Raw genomic sequence first — 21,184 nt, forward strand, 5'->3', positions numbered from 1 at the left:
AGCACCGTTGCCGATGTCTCCGGAGTCGTCCACATGAGCTTAGATATGACGGTCCCTGCCTCTTGCGAGCCGAAAAATGGCATCGGAGTGAGCCCGGTACCTCGCTCGGGTTGCACTGATCGGACAGGAGCAGCGAGCCATCGGGCTGCGTCCTGGGAGGTCTGGTGCGGGCAGCTCTCGAGCGATGGGGTCCGGCGGGCGAACCTCGCAGTGGCGACAGGGGGTGTGCAGGGCGCCGTCGGCTACCCACGCGCATATGCCCGAGGCCACCGCAAGGTGCGTCCCGATGGCTGCGTCGTTTGCCGTTTTTCGTGGTTTCGGGGAGGCGGATATCGTCTGTGAGTCTCCCGCGCAGGGAGCGCGACGCTCCGCGTGTGCTCACCCGGCAGACCAAGCCTGGTGTGTACATGCAGAGCTTGCCCTAAATAGGGTGACCAGCAGGATTTCACGGCCTTCGGGTCGCCACCTTTTGACGAGCAAGGACACCCCCGACAGATGGCAGTGACGCAGCAGGAGATCGAGAACCGGTTGTGGGACGCCGCCGACGAGCTGCGCGTGGCGATGCCCGAAGCGCAGTACTCCTCGGTCGTCTTCCCTCTGATGTTCTGGAAGTACCTGTCGGATACGTGGGAGCACACCCACCAGACCTTCCTCAAGGAGAACGAGGACCTCGACCTCTCAGCCGAGGAAGCCGACGAGGTCGAGTACAGCAACTACCAGACGTTCAAGATCCCCTTCATCTTCCCTGGTACCGTCGCCGAGAGCCGCGCCTCTTGGTCATCCATCCTCGCCACCGTCGCCCAGCACGGCCTCGGCCAGCGTGTTCGCGCTTCCCTCCAGGCCATCGAGTCGGCCAACCCTGACAAGTTCTCCCGTCTGTTCGGGTCCATGACCTGGACTTCCGAAGCGGTGCTTCCGGGGGAGGTGCTGGCGTCAGTCATGCGGACTATGAACCGCGTCCCCAAGATGCACGAGGGCAACATGTCCCACGATGTGCTCGGTGGGGCGTACGAGTACCTACTCAAGCGCTTCTCTGACGGGTCAGGCACCCGCGCCGGCCAGTTCTTCACCCCGCGCGAGGTCGTCGAACTGATCATCGAACTGCTGGACCCCAAGAACCACGAGTCGGTGTACGACCCGACCTGCGGGTCGGGCGGCATGCTCATTGCCGCCGCGAACCTGCTGAAGGCCCACGGCGGGCGGGGGTACACACTCAGCCTGAACGGGCAAGAGGCGGTAACGGATACCGCAGGTGTGGCTCGCATGAACCTCTTCATGCACAACCTGACCGAGTTCAAGGTCGAGGTCGGCGACACCCTGAGGGACCCGCGCTTCAAGAAGCCGGACGGGTCCGTCAAGCAATTCGACGTGATTGTCGCCAATCCGCCCTACAGCCTGAAGTGGAGGCCATGGAGTAGCGACCCGCGCGCCATCGGCGGGGTCGCCCCACAGTCGTCGGCCGACTGGGCATTCGTGCAGCACATGATCGCCAGCATGGATCCGAAGAAGGGCCGCGCCGGCGTCGTCCTGCCGCACGGCGTCCTCTTCCGAGGCGGCCAGGAGGCAGCCATCCGTCAGCGCGTCCTGGACACCGACCTCCTGGAAGCCGTGATCGGGCTACCCGCGAACCTCTTTTACAGCACGACGATTCCGACCTGCATTCTCGTATTCCGTGCCCCCGGCACCAAGACCCCGGAGCGGCAGGACGGCGTGCTGTTCATCGACGCCTCCACACGGTTCACCAAAGCCAAGAACCGCAACGTTCTCACTGACGTAAACATCACCGACATCGTGACCGCCTACCACTCGGGCTCCGACAGCGGCGGAGCGGCTGGTGTCTCGGCACGGTTTGTCCCCTCCGCAGAGATCGTGGCGAACGGGTACGACCTCAACATCGGCCGCTACATCAAGCAGACCGCTGCCGAGCAAGAGGACCTCGGCACCCTCATCGACGCCTACAACATCGCCCGCGCCGAGCGCCAAAAGACCGAGCAGCGCATGCTCGCGGTCCTCTCTGCCGCCGGGATCGAGGGCTTCGATGAGTGACTGGCAGCAGATCGGCCTCGGCGACCTGGAGACTCCCGTGCGCCTTAAGGCAGCCGTTCCCCCGCAGGGATCGAGGGATTCAATGCGTGACGGCTATCCGCTCCGTCCGCTCGGGGAAGTAATGCGCCTCGACATCCAGCGCACCCCGATGAAGCCTGCAACTACCTACCGCCTAGCCGGGGTCCTAAATGCGGGAAAGGGGGTTGTCGCTAAAGGCGAACTCGACGGCGGAGATACAGAGTACGCAGCAATGAACGTTCTGCGCGCTGACCAGGTCGTAATGCGAAAACTGACTGCGTGGGAAGGGCCAATCGCCGTAGTACCTGCCGAGTTCGACGGATTCGTCGTCAGTAACGAGTTCCCGACGTTCACGCTTGGCCCAGAACTGATGCCCGACTGGATGAGGCACGTCTGCGGCTCGCCGCGACTGTGGGCAGAGATGAAGAACCGAGTGAGCGGGACAGTCCAACGGCGCAAGCGTCTCAACCCAGAGCAGCTCTTGCAGATCCAACTGCCGATCCCGCCCCGGGAGGTACAAACTCGGATCGTGGAGGTGCTCGACGCGGTCGATGATCAGATCAACTCACTCCGCCGGGAAGCGGAAGCGCTCGCTCGGATTCATGACGCAACACGTGAATCGCTACTCATGGATGCGCCCTTGACCCCACTCTCTGATGTCTGCGAGCTGACCGCTCGGCTCGTGGACCCGAGGTTGGAGGAGTACGCGGACTTGACCCACGTTGGTGTTGAGGCGATCGCCAAAGGCACGGGGGAGATCGTCGGTGCACGAACCGCTCGGGAAGACAAGATCATCAGCGGAAAGTTCCTATTCCGCGAAGGTGACGTCATCTACTCGAAGATCCGTCCCGCGCTGCGGAAGGTTGCTGTGCCGGGATTCTCAGGGCTGTGCAGTGCGGACGCATACCCGCTCAGGCCCAAGGGCGATATTCCCGCCTCCCTGCTACGTGAGGTACTGCTCCAAGAGCGCGTAGTCGAGTCAGCGGTTTCGATGGCTGGGCGGACCAAGATGCCCAAGGTGAACCGCAAGCAGTTGTTCTCGATCCAGGTAGCAATGCCTTGTCCGGACAGCATCGCTTCGGTAGATGCCGCGCTGTCTGCGCTCCGGGGGCATCGTGAGACTGTCGTCGCTGAAGCCGCGCGCCTCCGTAAAGTTCGGGTTGGGCTGCTGGCGGGACTACTGGACCGCGCCATCGACATCGTGTCTGCCGAGTTGGAGGTCTGAGCCGTGGCAAAAGGCATACGGGAGCGCGAGTTCCAGAACTCCATGATCCAGTGGTCCCTTCCGATGGGATGGGGCTTCACAGCCGGCAGGTCGCTGCCGCGTGAGACGACACAGACGGTGCTCGTCGGCGAGCTGCGTGACGCCATCGTCCGGCTCAACCCTGAGGTGATCGACGGGTTCGACGTGGACGCCGTGGTCGAGGAGATCATCGCCTCGGTCAACGCCGTCGATGGCGGGCTGGTGCGAGCCAACGAGCAGGTGCTGGAACTGCTGTGCGGGCACAAGGAGTTCCGGGGCGCCGACGGCGTGTGGCACGCCTTGAAGGTCATCAATTTCGAGCACCCGACCACCAACACCCTGGTCGTGTCGGACGAGGTGACCATTACCATCCCCGGCAAGACCCCCCGCCGGTTCGATCTCGTGTACTGGGCCAATGGCCTGCCCCTCGTTGTCGTTGAGGTGAAGTCACCGACCGCTAAGTCAGGGTGGGCCGACGCCGCACGCGAGATCAACGACGTGTACGCCACCGAGTATCCGTGGTTCTTCACCCCCAATGTCTTCGCTGTCGCTTCCGACGGGCTGAAGCTGCGGTTCGGTGCCGCTGGTGCGCCCCTGAACCTGTGGCAGCCGTTCCGATCCACTGACGACGACGAGAACCTGTCCGGGCAGGCCGACGTGCAGCGCTCCGTCGAGCTGCTGCTCAACCCGGCCACGGTCCTGGACATGCTCGCCAACTTCACCCTGTTCGACACCTCTGGAGGCGGGGCGGACAAGAAGTACCTGCCCCGCTACCCGCAGATGGAGGCCGCCCATCTGATCCACAGGCGGGTCCTGGCCGACGGCAAGAAGGGTCTGGTCTGGCACCACCAAGGCAGTGGGAAGACGCTGCTGATGGTGTTCGCTGCTTCGCTGCTGCTGGCTGACACCCGCACCGAGTCGCCCACGATCATCTTGCTCTCGGACCGAACCCAGCTCGTGCGGCAAACCTCCGGGGTATTCACCTCCGCGATGGGAGACGCCTACTTCCACCAGCCCTCCACCAGCAAGGAGTTGCGTTCCCTGCTGGCTGACGATGTGCGCGGCGTCATCTCCACGACTGTCCACAAGTTCGCCGACGCGGGCAAGGGCCTGTCGACCCGCCGCAACATCATCGTGCTGGTCGATGAGGCCCACCGCACCCAGTCATCCGAGGAAGAGTCCCTGGCCGGGCAGATGCGCGCAGCATTGCCGCACGCGAAGTTCTTCGGCATGACCGGTACACCCATCAGGAACCTCGCCACCAACACCTTCGCCCTCTTCGGCGAGGAGACCGACCCGAACAGGGTGCTGCACCGGTATTCGGTGTCGCGGTCTCTCCAGGACGAGGCAACCGTTCCAGTCATGCTGGACCCGCACCCGGTCACCTTCGAGATGAACGACCAGGCGCTCCAGGCCGAGTTCGACCAGTTCGCCGACGAATTCGACCTCGACGACCCCGACCGTGAAACCTTGTCCCGCAAGTTCGGGCGCCTCACCTCGGTGTTCGCCAACCCCGAACGCATCCACACGGTCTGCCAGGACATCGTGGACCACTACCTGGCCGGTACCTATCGCAACGGCCTCAAGGCGCAGGTCGTCGCCTACAACCGTGAGCTGGCCGTGGCATACACGGACAAGATCAACGAGCTGCTGGCCGGCTTCGAGGCGTCGCAGGTACTCGCCGAGGTCGGCAAGCACGATCGGATCACCGCAGAGGTGAATATCCACGTCTCGGACGCCAAGACCGAGGAAGCGGCCATGCGGCCGTACCGGCTCTCGGAGGTCGACGAGGAGGACCAGAAGCGGCGATTCCTCACTCCCGATGACCCGCTGTGCTTCCTGGTCGTGACGGCCAAGCTGATGACTGGGTTCGATGCCCCCAACGAGGGCGTCCTCTACCTGGACAAGCCGCTGAAGGCCCACAACCTGTTCCAGACAATCACCCGCCCGAACCGCACTTGGGTGTCCCCGGCCGGATTCGTGAAGACCACCGGCGTGGTCGTGGACTACATCAGCCTGGCCGAAGAGGTCCAGCGTGCCGTCGTCGACCCCACCTCGGAGGGGTCCGCCGGCAAGGGCGGCGGGTTCGTCACCGACCTGACCGACCTGGTCGCCGAGTTCCGCACCACCTTCGCCCGCATCGAAGACCTCCTCGCGGACGTGGAGGGCCTCGACCTCACGGCCCACGGATACGAGTCCGTACGCGTCATCAACGGTTTCCTGGACGCCAACCCAGACGCCGCTGAGGTCTTCAGCAAGAACTACCGGCTCCTGGCCCGCCTGTACCCACTCATCAACACGGACAAGCGGGTCGCCAAGTACCAGGACGGGTTCGGGCTCTTCGGGTCTGCGTACACGACCCTGTTCAAGAAGTCTTCCGACGAGGAAAGGAAGGAGCGACTGGGCGAGCTGGGGCCGATGGTCCTGGAGATAATCAACGCCCACGTCCACTCCTTCTCGGTGGCCGCCTCCCAGGAAGAAGCCCTCGTCCTGGACGCCCAGGGCATTACGATCCTCAAGGAGCTGCTGGCCCTCGTCCGTCCCAAGCCCGACAAGGACGACAGCGAGGACAAGAGGCCGCCGTCTGCGGCGGAGATCCTGGACCACATCAAGGCGGCCCTCGAGAAGGGCGTCGAACCGGGGTCCGCGAAGTACACAGCCCTAGCAGAGCGGATCAGGCAGCTGCGGGACCGGATCATCCAGAACGCCCAAGACGCCCTGGAGTTCCTGGCAGAAGCACTCCGGGTCGCCCGTGCCATCGTGAACGCCGAGAAGCACCCCGACGAAGCCGTCGTGCTGGACGACGACCACGTGGGTGTCCTGTCACGGATCATCCACGACCACGCGCCGCCCGGCCTCACCGTCACGGAGCAGAACCTGGCCGAGGAGATCGACCAGGTGGTCAAGCGCACCCTCGCCCAGTCATGGGACAACGCTGAGGCCCGCAACCGCGGCGTCCGCCGCGCCACGGCCGCGGTCTTCCGCCGGTACATGTTGAAGCCGGTGGGCGAACCGTACGGCTCCACCGTCGCCTACGTTGAAGCCCACTACCTCGTTGACTGACGAGTGCGTGGAGGCCCGGCAACCTGTGACGGTTGCCGGGCCTCGTCGTGCTGCTCGGGCCCCGATCTGTCCCCTGAGCGACGCCAACTTTCGTCGTCGTTCCGGCTGGTGGGGATGCTACAACGGGGCCAGGGCTGTGATGTCGCGCACGGTGATGTGGAGGGCGTGAAGCGGCTGCGTCCGTGTGGGGCGCACGACCTCCAGACTTTGTGCGCCCTCACGAAGCCGGAATACGAGCTGGTCGAAGTGGTACCAGGCGAGGTTGATCCACAGGGCGCCGGCGCCGTACTGGTCGCGGCGGTGATCGAGTGGCTGTCCCTGCACCCATACGGACGGCGGGGACATACCGGAGTCCTCCGTATAGCGCACAGCGGCAGCAGCTGCGCGATGCAGTGGGCTGTCCGTCTTCCATCGGCGCCCCAGGGCGGCTACGGCGGCCGGGTCGGTGGGGTCAGCGGCCGTGAGGGCGATGCGGCTGATCTCGATCGCGCCGGTGTCGAGCAGTTCCACTAGCCGGACGCGTATGGGGAGGGGGATCCACCGGTCGAGTCCGTCGAACTGCTCGATCATGGCGTCGCGGGGCGCTCGGCTGGCGTCCGGGTCCGCCTTCATCGCCTGCAGCCGTTCTTCTGCGGTGGTGTGCGGGTGTCGCCGCGTTTCCACAGCAGTTGTGGCTCAGAGCCTTCGGGGAGGCGGTCGTTCTGGTTGAACTGGAATTGGAAGCCGCGCTTGCTGCCTTTGAGTGCGCGCTTCATGCCGCCATGGGATCCCGCCCGTGCATGAGGGCGCCGACGACGTGTTCGGTGAACTCGGTGTCGGTCCGGTGGACCACCGCCACGTCGAGGTCGCCTGGCTGCAGCGCGCCTCGGGCGTAGGAACCGAATACATAGACCTCGTCTACGAGATCGAGGGGGCGACTGCCTGCGTCCAGATTGTCGAGCATCTCGTGGAGCATCTCCGTTGCCCGTTCACGTTTCACTTGGACTCCCTTGCCGCCCACGAGCACTGCTTGGACCTTAGGGGTCACAAGCCAAGGCGAGAGCGCTCTGCAGAGTGAATCCACGAGCGCCCTTGCGCTGGGTTGCCGAGGGCGGGGCCTCATCGGCATTCAGCGAGAGTAAGCCCCCGTGAAACGGACAGACGCGGTACGGTGCGAGTGTGGCCCTGCGGCATCCCCCGTCCGTGGGGCCACACTGCTGTTCGCGTGCGTGAGTGTGCTGGTCAGCGACTTCGGCTCGCCTGAGGTCTGGCGAGGGTCGTCGCGATGGCCGGTGCGGTAGCGGTGAGACGCGGAGGCTGCCGATGGACGCTGGGGCTGAACCGCCGCGTGCCGGTGCCGTGCGCGAGTTCCTCGGCCAGGTCGGCGATCATGAGGGCGGGCGCGTAGGGGGAGGCGTGGATCGTCCAGGTGGGCTGGTCGATGGTGGTGCCGGCCCAGATGCTCCAGGTGGCGAGGCTGCCGTTTAGTTGCTGGGCGGCGAAGGCGTCGAACTGGACACCGGCATCCTGGGAGGCGTTCGTCCAACGGAACCAGCGCCCGTCCACTGTGTGTTGCCATCCGGCGTCAGCGAGGGGTTTCGTGGCGGCGGTGAAGGTCTTCTCGTCAATGGGGCTCCCCAGGACGGTGTCCCATCCGTCACCGTCGGCGAGGTGGTTCAGCAGAGCCTGGAGCATGGGGGCGGCAGTACCCGTGGCGGTCAGGTGCCACATGCGGTCGGACACTGGCGTCTCGTACGCGGCCACGGTCCAGGCGGTCTCACGGGGGTGGGCTTCGTGGACCCGCTCGATGCGTAGGGTCTGCGATTCGTGGATGGCGTGGGTGGTCTCGTCGGACCAGGTCCGCCATTTTTCCCAGTCGCCGTGCTCCGAGAGGAAGGTGTTGAGAAGGGCGTCGTGGTCTGCCGGGTCGGCTGCGTACGAGGGTACCTCTTCGGTAACCGGCACTGGCGCGGTCGGGGGGCTCGCTGCCTGGAGGCTGGTGCGGGCGTGGGCGGCCTGGTGTTCGGTGTCGGTCATGGGGGCGGGTCCGGGGCGCAGGGTGTCCCGGTGGGCGTGTTCGAAGGCGGTGAGGGCGTCGGCGATGGAGTCGAAGGCGCCGGCCACGCACCGCAGGTGGTTCTCGCCGTGGAGGTAGACGCTCTGGCCTGTGCTGCGGTAGGTGCCGACGGCCACGGTGGTCCCGTGGTCGTCGGCGTGGGCGTGGATGATCAGGTGTCCGTGGCGGATGTCGTCGTGGATCTGCTGGGCCTCGTTGGAGACGTCGCGGATTTCGCTGCGGGTGAGCCAGGACATGGGGTGCTCGGCCCAGGTCCACTCCTCGTGGATGGCCTCCCGCAGCCGGGGTGTGATCTCGGTGGTGATGCTCTGGCCGGTGAGTTCCTGGTCGGCCTGGTTGGCCCAGTAGGGCTCTTCGTGGTCGATGCGGACCAGGACCATGGTGTGTTCGTCGAGGGGCTCGAAGCCCTGGCCGGTCAGGAGAGCGTGCGCGGAGTCCGGCAGGGTGCCGGTGAGGTGAGCGGTGACGGCACTGGGGTGGGCGGGGTGGGTGTCGAAGCGGACGTGGAGGTCGGGGGACGTGGTGGACATGAGGAGCGGGCTCGATTCGGTCCGGGCCCAGGGGCGGTGTGGGGCGCGGTGGTTGAGGTCAGCGGTGGGCTCGTGGAGCGGCCGGGGTGGTGTGCGGCGGGGGCCCGGCTGCCCGGGGCAGCGGCGCGGCGCGAGCGGGGGGATGGGTGGCAGGTGTCGTGGCGGGGGTCGTGGCGCGGCGGTAGCGGGTGCGCAGGGTGTTCAGGTCGGCCAGGGCGCGGCGGCTGCCGGTGATGATCTGGTGGGGGGTGTTGGCGAGGTCGTCGGTGTAGGCGGTGATCCGTGTCGCGATCGTCTGGGCGCGGGCGAGGAGAGCGCGCCGAAGGATCTGTTCGCCCCAGTGCTCGGGAGAGCCTGCGGGGGTGGAGACGAGGGCCATCAGATCGCGCGGGGTGAGGGCCTCGGTGATCAGTCCGCGGTGCTGTGCTTCTCCGAGGACGGTGACCGGGTCGACCATGTCACCGCGGTGGACCAGGGCGGTGATGGACTGCCAGATTCCGGCGTGCAACGGCAGAACGAGGTCGTCCTCCGTCAGCCACCGCATCTGCTGCACGTCCTGGGGGCTGGCGGTGGCCGAGGCCAGGAGCAGCTGCTCCTCGTCGAGTTCCTCCGGCCCGGCCTGCCGTACGGCCGGGGTTGGGGGCGCGGTACGGGGCAGGGAGCCGGGGTGCGGGGTGAACTCGCCGGCGAGGGTGTCCAGGAGGCGGCTGAAGTCGTCGGCGAGTTGGAGGACCGTGGCGGCCGGATCGGGCAGTCCGGGGTCGGCCGCGGTGAGTCCGAGGCGCTCGGCGTGGCCGCGCAGGAGCCGTCGGGCATGGTCGGCGCGGATCATCCGCGCGTACGCGGCGGCGTGCTGGGCGCGGGGGCAGAACTGGATGAGGGCGTGGAGGTAGGAGGCGTTCAGGCCGGGGGCGTGCGGGCGGGCGTTGTCCAGGACCTGGTTGAGCCAGGCCGTGTCCTTGGCGTGGTCTGCGGGATCAGGCGCCGGGAGCGTACGGATCGCGGTGAATAGGGCGGCGTGGGTGTGGCTTTCGAAGTGGTCGGCGCTCAGCTGCTCGATGGCGGCGAGACGGGCGGGTTCGAGGAGGAGGGCACCGAGCAGGGCCTGCTCGGCGTAGTGGACCGGCTTGGGCGCCGGCACGCGGTCGATGCCGTCGTCTTCGAAGGCGTCGGGGGTGTGGGGCATCAGGCGGTGAGGGCGAAGTCGTCGGGGTTGAAGGGCTGGTCGGGGCGCAGGTGAGGCAGGAGCAGGTGCGCGGCCAGGCGCGGGGGGACCGCGTTGCCGATCTGGGAGAACTGCTGGCCCTTGTTGCCCTGCCACGGGTAGTCGGCGGGAAAGGTCTGCAGGACGCCCGCTTCCCGGGCGGTGATCTTGATCGGGGCAGGGCGCTGCGCATCGTCCGGTATGCCCGAGGGAGTGTCGGCGACCCAGGTGCATTCGTTGGCCCGGTGGCCGAAGAACAGGGTGCCAGCGGGCTCGTCGGCACGTCGCACGGTGGCGTTGCTCTGGTTGTTGCTGCGCAGCGACCACGACCAGCGGGGAGCCTCGCCCGTGAGGGCGGCGGCCGGAGGGGCCGTGGGTCGGTCCTCACCCGGCCGGGCAGCCCGGCCGGGGCCCTGTCGGCGGGAGGCGGGGACGGTCTCGGAGTCGGGGTGGGGCGTCCAGGTGCCGCGGTCGCGGGCGTCGATGAGGGTCTTGCGGGAGCCGGAGGGAAAGGGTTCGGGGCCGCCTCCCGGCCCGCCGCCCGCGCACACGGTGGGCACGGGCCGGTCGGTGGCGCCCCAGCCCAGGGCCTGGGCCATGGACACCCACCGGTCGCGGCCCGGCCCGAACAGCGACTCCGGCTCGGCGGAGGGTGCGTGGGTGGGCGGCGGGGGCCCGGCGGCGCGGACCCGGGAGGCGAGCAGGATCGCCCGCCGCCTCGTCTGCGGTACGCCGTAGTCGGCCGCATTCAGGATCCCGGTCCACACCGAGAAACCCCAGCCGCGCAGCACGGCCGCGTACTGCCGCCACAGCGGCAGGACGTCCGGAACCTCCTCCATCAGCACCCACTCCGGCTCGCCCACCGCGTTGAGGGCGTGCAGGTAGCGCATCGGCTCGGCGGCCAGCAGCGAGCGCTCGTCCGCACACGCGCCGAGCAGCTGTTCACGGGTGTCACGTCCGGCGGCGAGATCGGCGACCGCCTGGTGCACGAGGGCCTGGTCGATGAGGCCGAGCCGCTTGCCCGCCATCGACCACGCCTGGCACGGCGGGGAGGCGATGAACCCGAGCACCCGCCCGGAGAAGATCCACACGGGATACGCGGCGACGTCGGTGCGGATCGTCAACTGCCCCGCCTTGGCACGGGTCTTGCAGGCCCACTCGTCCCATTCCAAACCGACATCCCGCGCCCCCAGGACGGTCAGGGCGTGGCTCCAGCCGCCGGGGCCGGCGAACAGGTCGAGGATGATCCGCCTCACGAGGCCAGGCCGAAGTCGCCCTGCACCGGCTCGGGTTCACTGCCGCGGCACGCCCACGGAGAGCAGCCGTCGACCACCCCCGTCTCCAACTCCTCCACGACGGCGGCCTGGTCGTCGAGGTTCTGCTGGCGGGCCGCCCACTCGGCGGCCGTGACGTGGTCGATGGGTGCCTCGTCGAGGGGGACGCGGGAGCGGTGCAGGTACGCCTGCCCCAGCAGCCGGTTCCCGGAGGCGTTCGCGCGGGCGTTGCCCTGCCGGATGGCCGCATCGAAGGCGACCACGTCCGCCCATTCCTCAGGACTGGTGTCCCGGATATTTCGCCACTGCTGATTTCCATGAAAGGGACAGCCCAGACAACTCGATTTCGGCGTATCTGCCAGACCGATAGAGGTGAGATATCGGACGCAGTCCGCGCGGGTCCAGTCCAGGTCGATGAGAGGGTGTCGGTTGTGCATGTACTTGACGTCGGCGTCTTTGGCCCGATGGAATTCATCCGTCGAGATGCCCACCCACTGCTCGACGAACACATTCTTCGGGATGCGCTGTGGGTAGGGGTACCCAAGAAGGTCTCGGACCTTCTTCTTGATGGGCTTAATTTTATACTCCCCGGTGCACTGGCGCCTGGTCATGCCCTGTTTTCCGTCCTGGTTGAGGACGTGGAGAGGCATGGATGCGAACCGGTGATCCGGGTCGAGGGCGTCGTCGCGAATGTTTCCCGAAGAAACCCTGAGAACAGGTATTCCGGCCGGCCGGGCGATTTCCCGTTCGAGGCGGTCGAGATGGGTATATACCGCCTGAGGTTCCCAGCCGGTATCGGCAAAAATGGCGTAATCGACCTTCGGGAGAATTTCGTGGGCGGACAGGGCGAGCAGAGTGCTGGACTGAACTCCGGCACCCAGCGAAAGGCAGGTGAGGGCAGGCATGTCGGAAATAGCGGTGTGCTTTCGGGTGTGTGATCGTTTGGGTGCGTGAATCCAGGCCCGCGGGGTCAGCGGCCCGTTCTGCGGGAGGGAGATGCCGTGACGGGCCCCGGGGAGGCGGAGTGGGGCCGGAGCGGGGCGGTGCGCCGGGGTGCCTCGTGCCGTTCGCTGGGCGTCTGCGTGACGACGTACGGGTCAAGGACCGCGCCCTTGGCCCGCGGAACGGGCTCTGAGCGGGTCAGGGCGGTGGCGAATGCGGTGATGAGGTGCGGGGGCACACCGTGCAGTTCGGCGTTCCAGAAGTAGGTGCCGAGGTGGACGGCCGCCTCGGCGGTCCAGGAGTCCGCAGGCGTGGTACCAGGGCGGTGCCGGGACAGGACGAGGGACCCGGAGGGGTGCCGGGCGGTTTCGTCGTCCTGCTCGTAGTCGTGGTGCCGCCAGCCGGCTGCGGTCAGCACGGTCCAGACTTCGGCGGACGTGTCGGGTACCGGGTGCAGGAGGGCGGCGGTGAACTCGGCGAGGATCTCGCAGGGGATGTTCCCGCCGAACTCCGCGCTCCACGGCTGGCTGTCGTGGGTGCCAGTGAAGTGCCACCACGGCGCGTACGCCGAAGGGACGGGGCGCAGAGCCACCGTCCGATCGCTGAAGCGACTGGCGTAGAGGAGATGCGCGCTGTCCGGCCGGGAGCGGCTGATCCATCCGGCGGCCTGCAGCGGCTGGATGACCAGGGACGGATCGCCGGGGCCGGCGAGGTGGCGTGGAGCGATGAACACGGGGTCGCCGGGAGCGAAACCCGTCACCGCCGCCTGCCGGCCGCGGCGGGAGCGGGCGCCTTGGCCATGGCGGGTGCCGGTGTGCGGGTGGGGTTCTGGGTGTCCAGGGCCAGGCGCCCGGCGGCGGTAACCGTGACGCTCCGGTCGAGGAAGACGGAGGTCCCGCGGTGGACGCGGATCAGCTTGTTGTCCGCGAGCACGGTGAAGGGCGTGCTGTGGAGCGTGTTGCCGTCGCCGGCCCGGACGCTCTCCCGGCCGCCCCGCAGGGACCGGGAGACACGGGTGCCGCCCTGGGCGACCTTCTCCAGGACCGTGTACTGGGCCCGGGTCAGCTGCGGAAGCGGCGGCAGATGTTCCGGGTGTTCCTTGAGGTCGCGGATGATGAACGATGCGGTGTACTGGCAGCCGTTTGCACACAGGTCCAGCTGGTGGGCGGCGTCGCCCAGGGCCTTGGCTAGACGAGGGGCGGCCTCGGCGTGACGGGCTGTGCGCACGCTGGCGTCGTCGACCGGCGGGCCGTCGGCGAAGGCGGCTCCTTCCAGCGGGTTGTCCGCCACCGCGCGCGCGAGTCCGAGAGCGGCCAGGGACGCCGCCTCCACGACGGAGCCGAGTGCGTCCAGAGTGGAGCGGCTGCCGGGTACGAGGGTGTACTGGCTGCCGTTGAGGGCGGACAGCCGCACCAGGACGCGGCCCGTCAGCTCGTGCACCTGGGCGATCTTCGGGGTGAGCTGTTCCAGCATTTCGCTGCCCGGCTGCGCCTTCAGCGTGCTGACGTTGGTCTTCAAGGCGTCGAAGTTGGCGCCGAGTTGGAGGAAGTGGTCGACCTGGACGGGCAGATCGATCTGGCGGATGGCGATGAGGGGTCTCCGGGGAGGTCAGTGGGTGCGGCGCCGTGTCGGCTGGGTGGCTGGGCCGCCGGGGACGGCGGTCGAGGCGCGCTGGGGTGCGGCGGGGATCGCGTCGGGGGTGGGGATGCCCAGGTCGACGTGGACGACCAGTCCGTGGGCGTAGGCGTGGTATTCGGCGCGGACGACCGCGCCCAGCAGGTCACGCTCGTTCAGGGGGACCGGCGCCTGGTACGACGAGCCGGCGGAGGGTGTGAAGCCGTGTTGTTCCAGGAGGGAGCGGGCTTCGTTGGTGGCGGCGGTCGCGGTGAGGGCGGTGTCGCTGAGCGTGAAGCACAGGTCGGGTTCGGGCCCAGGGTCTTGCGGGCTGCGGCGGGTGGTCCAGGACAGGTCGACGAGGTCGTGGGTATGGGACAGCAGCCCGTACATCGCGATGCCGGCCCGCTCGTTGGCCTCCTCGGAGGCAGTGGGCGGGAGCAGGTAGATGCTCCGGCCGTTGATCGTGCGGGCGGTGAACCCGGCGCCGGTCAGCAGGCGTTCGGCGCCGCGGATGGGACGGTTGAGGACGACGAACGTGTGCGCGTCACCGGTGGAGCCGATGAACACGTCCGCGTGGTCCACGAAGGACATGGATCTCCAGAAAAGGGGGGCTGCGGGTGGCGCCGTGAGCAAGCCCGGCGCATTGACGGGTGAGGGGCAGGCGCCCCCGCCGTCAGCGCCGTCTGTGGGCGAACGGCTTCGGCGCGGGGCGTGGTGGCGCCGGGGAGGACGGCGTGGATGCAGGGGCGGACGCCCTCTCCGAGCCGTTCGCCAGCGCACTGGCGATGAGCCGCTGGTCTTCGGTGCGGGCGGCGGCTGAAGCCAGCCGCCGCGAGAGCAGGCGTGCCAGCGCGCGGTACGTGGTGGCCGCCCGCTGCATTTCGTCACCGGCTCGTCGGAGCTGGTCACGGCTGGGCATAGGGGTGGGGTCGGCGTCCTCGTACAGCAGGACCTCGGTGCGGTGGTGGATGGCGAGGTTGCACAGCGTGGCCGCCAGCGAGACCTGGGCGCAGGCGCCGGCGAGGTGAGCGAGGTTCTCCTGGCCGCCCTTCATGACCGCGTACTGGCTCGTCGACAGGTCATGGAACTGCCGGGTGCATTCCATGGCGAGCTGCTGGACGCGCAGGCTGAGGGGCGCGATCTCGCGGACCGGCCTGGTGATGTCGCCTTCACGGATGCGTTCCGCCTCCTCGCGCAGATCCTTCAGCGCGCGGGCCACCTGGCCGAGGAGACGGGTGTGCTCGCTCATGTCGAGGCTCTGCAAGGCAACTCCGGACTGGGGACGACGTGAGGGAACGGGTGGGTGAGGAGAAGGGACGGACGGCGTACGACGGGCTGGTGCGGGCTGCGGGTGGTCAGGGGGCTTCCCACAGGAAGCGGGCGGTGCCGTCGTATCCGTGGCCGGCGCGGGGCCGGGAGGGGGTGTGCCATCCCCTGCGGGGCGGGCGGCTGGCGATGATGCGCCAGCCCGCACCGCGCAGCGACGCGCCGCTTTCGCCCTCCTGCGTGTAGGTGATCAATCGCCGGTATCCGAGCGCTTTCGCTGCCCGCCACGCAGCCCCGTACAGCAGGGAGTTGGCGTTGCGCGCGCCGTCGCTGGCGGTGCGCGTGACTTCCAGGGTGGTCCCGTCGTCGAGGTGGCGGGCGACTGGCCGGCCCACGATGGCCACGGCTCGGAGGATGCCTTCGCCGTCGGCGGCTCCGACGGCGAAGATCTGTCCGGCGGGCGGTGGATGGTGGCGGTGCCAGGTCCGCACGAACTCCTTCGCTTCGCGGGAGCGCACCGGCACCAGGTGCAGCCGGGATCCGTTCATGCGGCCTTGTCGAAGTCGGACTGGACCGGGGTGTGTTTGGCGACGGCGCGTGCGGTGATGCCCCTGGAGGCCCGCTCCGAGGCGGCGGCCAGTTCACCGGCACCCGGCTCCGCGTACCACGGGCGCAGGTCGAGCATGGCGGCTCGCAGGCCGGTGGCGAAAACGAGGGCGGTGCCCTTGGGCAGCGCGCGGATCGCGTCCGCGGGCAGGATCCGTTCCTGCCGCATCGACACCGAGGTCGACTTCCCGGACTCGGAGGTGGAGGTGGATGTGGTCTCCACGTCGTGGTCGCCGATGAGGCGGGAGAGCTTGTCGGCGAAGTCGGGGTCGTCGATGCCGGAGCCGATCACCTTGACGGTGGAGGCGGACCACATGGCGTCCATGCCCGCGTCCCCCCAGACCTTCTGGCCCTGGCGGTAGGACTGCAGGATCGTGATCGGGATGATCCCGCGCGAGCCCAAGTGGCTGTACAGGTCCGGCAGATCACTGATTTTGCAGACGTTGGCGGCCTCGTCGAGGATCGCGAGCATCGGCGGGTCGAGGCGTCCGCCGGCGCGCTCGGCCTGGGCGGTCGCGGCCCGCATCACGGAGTCCGCGCACGCCGCGATCAGAGCGGAGGCTCCCCCTCCGCCGTCCTTGGACAGCAGGTACAGGGTGTCGGCGGAGGTGACGAACTGCGCGGGGCGGAACTCGGGCACATCCTTCTGAGGGCTGACCCAGCGGGCGATCTCGGAGTTGAGGAGGGCCGCGGCGTACTGGCGGGCGGTCTCGTAGATGCCGTCACGGGTCTCGGGCGGTCCCTCGACGGTTCCCTTCAACTGGGCGGCGACCGCGGTGAAGCCGTGGTCGCGCAGGATGTCCAGCGGTGTGCGGTCGGCGGGGAACGCGAGCCACTGCATGACGTCCGTGATGGGGCGTTCGTCGAGCGCGGCGGCGAGGAACAACTGCGAGAGGATGTTGCTGCCGGCCTTGGACCAGAAGTCGCCCTGCTGGGAGGCGTCCACGGACGCGGCGAGGAAGTGTCCGGCCAGGCGGCCCGCGCCGTCGAGGGTCTTGGCGTCGGCGAGCGGGTTCCACCACATCGAGCGTTCGGCGTGCGCGATCTGCTGCGGGTCCATCGACCACACCCGTCCCACGGCGGCGCGGGCGTCGAGGGTGGCGGTGTAGGCGTCGCCGGCTGCCTTGTTCGAGGTCAACAGGACCGCGCCGGGGGCCGCCAGGATGGAGGGGATCGCGAGGCTGGTGGTCTTGCCGGACCGGGGGGCCATGATCGCGACGGCGACGTCCTCGTAGCCCATGCGGACTTCGTGGCGGGTTCCCTGGAGGTTGCCGAGGAGGATGCCGGTGTCGGCGGCGTCGATGTGCTTGGAGTGTTTAAGGCTCGGGCGCAGGGAGCGGGCCTTGGCGGTGATCGCCTTGGCCATCAGGGGTTCGATGTCCCGGGCCTTGGCCATGCCCGTGATCTTCTTCCGGCTGCCGCTCGGGTTCTTGTGCCGCCCCCACAGGAGGGCGGCGGTGATGGCGAGCGCGAGGAGGATCACGATCGGGGCGATGCGCGCGCCGATCAGCAGGGACGTTTCTCCGAGGTCGGGCCAGAGCCGTTCGGGGTGGAGCAGGGCGATGGCTGGCTGGTAGGGGGCCCATGCGTCGCCGGTGAGGTAGGCGGTGATGTTCCCGGACAGCCAGGCGAGGTGGGACAGGGGGACGACGACGGCGAGCGCTCCCAGCAGGAGCCGGAAGACAACGTCGTAGCCGTCGGTGCTGTTCGTAGAGGAGGGAGGCAAGAGGGGCTACGTGCTCCGGTTGGACGGCGGGTTCAGCGGGTGCGGCCGGTGCCGGGTGGCCTGGGCTGGATGCCTGGCGGCGCGGGCAGGGCGGGGCTGCGGGCACCGAGTGCGCGGAGGCGGTCTTCGAGGTCGAAGGCGGCCTGTTCGGCGGTGACTTCGCGCCGTACCCGGGTGACGAGGCGGGGGTTGAGCGTGGGCAGACGCTGGGTGTCGAGGGTGCGGGCAACCGGGCTGGGGTCGGCGAGCGAGGTGGTGAACGCGGCGAGCAGGTGGGCAGGGGTGTGCTCGCCGAACCGGGCCTGCCACACCGGATGGGAGCCGCTGTTGAGCGTGGTGGTGGCGAAGAAGGGCCCGTGGCACTGGACGTAGGTGGTGGCGTCGGGTGAGACGAGTCTGGTCTCGGTGCTGGCGGGGACCCAGCCCGCCTGCCGCAGCGGCTCGTACGGGTCTGCCTTGTCGGCGGTGGCCGCGTTCGGGTCGGTGAGGGCGTCGAGGAAGGCGCCGATCACTTCGACCGGGGTGCGGGCTCCGAAACTCGCGTACCAGGCGGGCCCGTCGGGCTTGGCTGTGTGGTGGAGGGTCCACCACTGGCCGTCGGGGTCGGGGTCCAGCCGAAGGTGGGCCTTCTGGTCGGGGCTGGTGAGGACGACGCGTGGCAGCAGGGGGTCCTGGCCGTAGCTCCAGCCGCAGGCGTCGTGCAGGGGCATGGTGATCCAGACGGGGTCACCGCCGCCGGCCAGGTGACGCGGCGCGACGAAGTCGACCTCGACCATCTCGGGTCCTTGGGGCACGGTCACCTGTGCACCGTGAAGGTCGGGCCGGGCGCGGGGAGGACCGGTATCGCGACGGGTGGCGGTGCCAGCGGCGACGGGGCGTGCCGGGCCGCGGTGTTGATGTCGCCGATCACCTGACCGTGGGTGGCCCAGTCGTCGAGGTAGCTCCAGCATTCGGCGTGGTGCTCGGCGAGGGCGTCGTCGAAGACCGAGGTGCCCGGATGGGCACTGGCCGGGAGACTGTCACGGGTGCGCAGCCACCGTTCGTGCAGGATGTCGAGCCGGTCGAGAGCGCCGCGCAGGACGCCGAGCCGGTAGACCCAGTGCGCCTGGACCGAGGCGGGCGGCAGGGTGGGCAGTTGCGCGTCGGCCGTGGCCAGCAGGTGGCGGGCGCCGGCGCGTACGGTCTCGAACGCCTCGGCGGTGTCGGCATCGCGCTGGCGCTGGCGCAGTCCGTAGGCGTGGTCGTCGTACGGCCAGCCGTCGAGGTCGGTGTGTTCGTCGGAGTATTCGTCCCACGCGGTAAGGATCTTCTCGCTGTCCTGGATGAAGACGTCGAGGTGGTGCAGGAAGTCGCGGTGAGCGAGATGGTCGAAGGAGATCGGAAGGGGTCCTCTCAAGATCAGCGGCGGGCGGTGGGCCGGGCGACCGGGCTGGTCGCCGGGGCCTGGGCCGCTGTGGGTGTCTGCTGCTGTCGGCGGGCGGCGCGTGCCTGGGCGCGGATCGCGTCGAGGCGGCGGGTGTGCGCGGCGACGATCTGCTGCGGCGTGAGCGGGCTGGGCTCCTGAACGACGCTGTGGTGGGCGGTGCGTTCGTACATGCCGCGCTGGAGCGGAGCCGGGTCGGCGAGCGCGGCGACGAACGCGTCGATCAGATGGACCGGGGTGCGGCTGCTGAAGACGGCATGCCACAGGCGCGGGCCCCGGGGGATGCCGTGTCCCGGCACGTTCGCCTCGATGTGCCAGTACCTGGTGCTGTGACCGTCGATGAAGCGCCGCTCCACCAAGCACATGTCGTCGGGCGAGCGCGCCGCGTCCGCCGCGTCGGTCGGCCAGTTCGCCGACTGCAGCCTGCGGAATGGATCGCTCTGTTCGGCCGGTGGTGGGGCGACAAGGGCGTCGGTCACGGCGGCGAGGAGTTCGGAGGGGACGAGTTGGCCGAACTCCGCGTACCAGCCGGGCTCGGAGCCGGTGTGCTCGGCCCGCAGCCGCCACCAGGCGGAGGTGGCGGACTGCGGGTCGAACTGGAGGCTGTGGCGCTGGCCGGGTCTGGTGAGGACGATCTCGGGGCTGAGCGGGTCGGAGGTGCGCCGCCATCCGGCGGCGGCCAGACCGTGGGTGACGCGGCGCCCGTCGCCGGGCCCGGCGAGGTGGCGGGGACTGGTGTCGAAGGGGATCCGCCAGGCGTGAGTGTCGGCGAAGGCCGCCAACTGCTGCTGGCTCACCGGCATCGGCCCCACCTGAGGGCGTTCGGCGGCGTGTCCGCCGACAGGGCGAGCCTGGGCCCCGTGGACGGGTAGCCGGCGGGGCGGGAGAGGAGTGAGGAGTGGACAGCGTCCACGATCGGGGCGCGCACAGGGCTCCTGGGCGGTCGGCGGGGCAGGGTCAACGGCGGGCGCGGGCGCGGGTGCCGCCGGCGGAGGCATGGGGTCGCGGTGCGGTCCGTGGCCGGCCGGAGCTCCAGGAGCGGGCCCAGGTGGCGGCACGGGCGGCGGTGATCCGGGCCTGCTGCCAGGCGGAGAGCTGGGAAGGCAGGACCGACACGGACGTGGTGCGGATCTTCGCGGTGTGCGGGACGCGCCCGCGGGGGCGCATCACCGGCTCCGGGCTGGCGAGCGCGGCGGAGAAGGCAGCGACGAGGTGCATCGGGGTGGTGGGGGCGAACTGGGCGCTCCAGCCGCCGCCGCGCGGGTCGCCCGCACCGGACCACCACAGGGCGTCACCGGTCGTGTCCTGGCGAAAGTGCAGCCATGCCGAACCGTCCCGGCTGGTAGCCGTGTAGTGCCGGCCCTCGCTCTCCAGTTGCCAGCGCTGTTCCTTCAGCGGCGCCCACACGTCGGGGGCGTGGGCGGATCGGGGCTGGGTCAGGGCGTCGGTCAGCCCGGCGACGATCTCCACCGGGGTTTGCCGGCCCAGCGTGGCCCACCACTCGGCCTGGTGCCCTCGGGCTGCGCCGCGGATGGCCCAGCCGCCCGGCTGGATGTACGGGTCGTAGGAGATGCGGATCGTGCGGTCCGGGCTCTCCAACGTCAGCGGGCCGTCCTTCTTGGAGCGGTCACGCCAGCCGGAGGCGCGCAGGTACTCCGAGACGTGCCGGATGTCGCCGCCGCCGGCGAGGGCCCGGGGTTCGATGAGGTAGTGCTGTTCGGGCTGCTCGCCTGGGCCCCAGCTGGCCCACTGCTTCCTCTTCACCGGTGCCGCCGCACGACCAGCGGAGCCGGGGCCGGGGGCTTCGCCGCCGCCGGGATGGGCTGCTGGCTGAGGTGGCGAAGGGTCGTGTGGTGTTCGTCGAGGTCGTAGGCGATGTCGTCGAGTTCGTTCGCCGCGCGGCCCAGAGCGAGCCAGACCTCTGCGGGCAGCCGCCCCTGCTCGGCCTGGGTCTTGGCGAACCGGCTGCCGGCGATCACGAGGCTGGTGACGCCGCCGAGGACGCCCTCGTCCGGATCGAGAATGCGGGCGATGACGAACGTGGCCTCGGCGGGGGGTAGTTGGGCGAGGTGGTCGGTGAGCCGGCCGAGCTGACGGGTGATCTCGTCGGCCAGCAGCACCGGGTTCACGGTGGGGTGGGTCATGCTCCTCCAGAGCGCGGGGGCGGGCT

General features: G+C 69.0%; 21 protein-coding genes. 3 read left to right on the forward strand and 18 right to left on the reverse strand.

Going from position 1 to position 21,184, the window contains the following annotated elements:
* Window positions 1–495: 495 nt before the first annotated feature.
* The 3 genes from LUX31_RS32515 to LUX31_RS32525 are packed head-to-tail and all read left to right on the forward strand — an operon-like array spanning window position 496 to window position 6,370.
* Window positions 496–2,046: a type I restriction-modification system subunit M gene (locus LUX31_RS32515; RefSeq protein WP_235478882.1), complete on the forward strand. Its 1,551-nt coding sequence runs from the start codon at window positions 496–498 to the stop codon at window positions 2,044–2,046.
* On the forward strand, window positions 2,039–3,289 hold the full coding sequence (locus LUX31_RS32520) for a restriction endonuclease subunit S (RefSeq protein WP_235478883.1): 1,251 nt from the start codon (window positions 2,039–2,041) through the stop codon (window positions 3,287–3,289). Before LUX31_RS32515 ends, LUX31_RS32520 begins: the two co-directional genes overlap by 8 nt.
* A gap of 3 nt (window positions 3,290–3,292) precedes the next feature.
* A complete protein-coding gene (locus tag LUX31_RS32525; RefSeq protein ID WP_235478884.1) occupies window positions 3,293–6,370 on the forward strand; it encodes a type I restriction endonuclease subunit R in 3,078 nt (1,025 codons plus the stop codon).
* A 117-nt stretch (window positions 6,371–6,487) separates the two neighbouring features.
* Here the strand turns inward: LUX31_RS32525 and LUX31_RS32530 are convergent, their stop codons facing one another.
* From LUX31_RS32530 to LUX31_RS32615, 18 genes are all read right to left on the reverse strand, one after another.
* Window positions 6,488–6,982: a hypothetical protein gene (locus LUX31_RS32530; RefSeq protein WP_235478885.1), complete on the reverse strand. Its 495-nt coding sequence runs from the start codon at window positions 6,980–6,982 to the stop codon at window positions 6,488–6,490.
* Complete coding sequence (locus tag LUX31_RS32535; protein ID WP_235478886.1) at window positions 6,979–7,125, reverse strand: hypothetical protein; 147 nt, start codon at window positions 7,123–7,125, stop codon at window positions 6,979–6,981. The genes LUX31_RS32530 and LUX31_RS32535 overlap by 4 nt, the downstream gene beginning before the upstream one ends.
* Window positions 7,122–7,349: a nucleotidyltransferase domain-containing protein gene (locus LUX31_RS32540; RefSeq protein ID WP_235478887.1), complete on the reverse strand. Its 228-nt coding sequence runs from the start codon at window positions 7,347–7,349 to the stop codon at window positions 7,122–7,124. Before LUX31_RS32540 ends, LUX31_RS32535 begins: the two co-directional genes overlap by 4 nt.
* A 242-nt stretch (window positions 7,350–7,591) precedes the next feature.
* A complete protein-coding gene (locus LUX31_RS32545; protein WP_235478888.1) occupies window positions 7,592–8,956 on the reverse strand; it encodes a DUF317 domain-containing protein in 1,365 nt (454 codons plus the stop codon).
* A gap of 58 nt (window positions 8,957–9,014) precedes the next feature.
* Entirely contained in the window at window positions 9,015–10,142 is a 1,128-nt protein-coding gene (locus tag LUX31_RS32550; RefSeq protein WP_235478889.1) for a DnaB-like helicase N-terminal domain-containing protein, read from the reverse strand.
* Window positions 10,142–11,407, reverse strand: coding sequence for a DNA cytosine methyltransferase (locus LUX31_RS32555; protein WP_235480135.1), 1,266 nt, complete (start codon window positions 11,405–11,407; stop codon window positions 10,142–10,144). Before LUX31_RS32555 ends, LUX31_RS32550 begins: the two co-directional genes overlap by 1 nt.
* Window positions 11,408–11,412: 5 nt before the next feature.
* Window positions 11,413–12,288, reverse strand: a complete 876-nt coding sequence (locus LUX31_RS32560; RefSeq protein WP_235480136.1) for a hypothetical protein — start codon at window positions 12,286–12,288, stop codon at window positions 11,413–11,415.
* 116 nt (window positions 12,289–12,404) lie between these two features.
* Window positions 12,405–13,136: a DUF317 domain-containing protein gene (locus LUX31_RS32565; RefSeq protein WP_235478890.1), complete on the reverse strand. Its 732-nt coding sequence runs from the start codon at window positions 13,134–13,136 to the stop codon at window positions 12,405–12,407.
* Window positions 13,133–13,894: a hypothetical protein gene (locus LUX31_RS32570; RefSeq protein ID WP_235478891.1), complete on the reverse strand. Its 762-nt coding sequence runs from the start codon at window positions 13,892–13,894 to the stop codon at window positions 13,133–13,135. The genes LUX31_RS32565 and LUX31_RS32570 overlap by 4 nt, the downstream gene beginning before the upstream one ends.
* Window positions 13,895–13,984: 90 nt before the next feature.
* Window positions 13,985–14,584, reverse strand: coding sequence for a hypothetical protein (locus tag LUX31_RS32575; RefSeq protein ID WP_235478892.1), 600 nt, complete (start codon window positions 14,582–14,584; stop codon window positions 13,985–13,987).
* Window positions 14,585–14,666: 82 nt separating this feature from the next.
* Complete coding sequence (locus LUX31_RS32580) at window positions 14,667–15,242, reverse strand: hypothetical protein (RefSeq protein ID WP_235478893.1); 576 nt, start codon at window positions 15,240–15,242, stop codon at window positions 14,667–14,669.
* Window positions 15,243–15,348: 106 nt separating this feature from the next.
* A complete protein-coding gene (locus LUX31_RS32585; protein WP_235478894.1) occupies window positions 15,349–15,807 on the reverse strand; it encodes an XF1762 family protein in 459 nt (152 codons plus the stop codon).
* The gene (locus LUX31_RS32590) at window positions 15,804–17,591 is read right to left on the reverse strand and encodes a type IV secretory system conjugative DNA transfer family protein (protein WP_235478895.1); all 1,788 of its coding nucleotides are present in this window, start codon (window positions 17,589–17,591) and stop codon (window positions 15,804–15,806) included. Before LUX31_RS32590 ends, LUX31_RS32585 begins: the two co-directional genes overlap by 4 nt.
* A 32-nt stretch (window positions 17,592–17,623) precedes the next feature.
* Window positions 17,624–18,391 carry a DUF317 domain-containing protein gene (locus LUX31_RS32595; RefSeq protein WP_328285712.1) on the reverse strand — a complete coding sequence of 256 codons (768 nt, stop codon included), beginning with the start codon at window positions 18,389–18,391 and terminating at the stop codon, window positions 17,624–17,626.
* A complete protein-coding gene (locus tag LUX31_RS32600; protein ID WP_235478896.1) occupies window positions 18,388–18,987 on the reverse strand; it encodes a hypothetical protein in 600 nt (199 codons plus the stop codon). The genes LUX31_RS32595 and LUX31_RS32600 overlap by 4 nt, the downstream gene beginning before the upstream one ends.
* A 2-nt stretch (window positions 18,988–18,989) precedes the next feature.
* Window positions 18,990–19,817, reverse strand: coding sequence for a DUF317 domain-containing protein (locus tag LUX31_RS32605; RefSeq protein WP_235478897.1), 828 nt, complete (start codon window positions 19,815–19,817; stop codon window positions 18,990–18,992).
* 154 nt (window positions 19,818–19,971) lie between these two features.
* Window positions 19,972–20,778 carry a DUF317 domain-containing protein gene (locus LUX31_RS32610; RefSeq protein WP_235478898.1) on the reverse strand — a complete coding sequence of 269 codons (807 nt, stop codon included), beginning with the start codon at window positions 20,776–20,778 and terminating at the stop codon, window positions 19,972–19,974.
* Window positions 20,775–21,158 (reverse strand): hypothetical protein, encoded by a 384-nt coding sequence (locus LUX31_RS32615; RefSeq protein WP_235478899.1) that lies wholly within the window; start codon window positions 21,156–21,158, stop codon window positions 20,775–20,777. Before LUX31_RS32615 ends, LUX31_RS32610 begins: the two co-directional genes overlap by 4 nt.
* Window positions 21,159–21,184 lie beyond the last annotated feature (26 nt).

It is taken from the genome of Streptomyces sp. GQFP (genome assembly GCF_021545335.1).
Classification (GTDB): Bacteria; Actinomycetota; Actinomycetes; order Streptomycetales; family Streptomycetaceae; genus Streptomyces.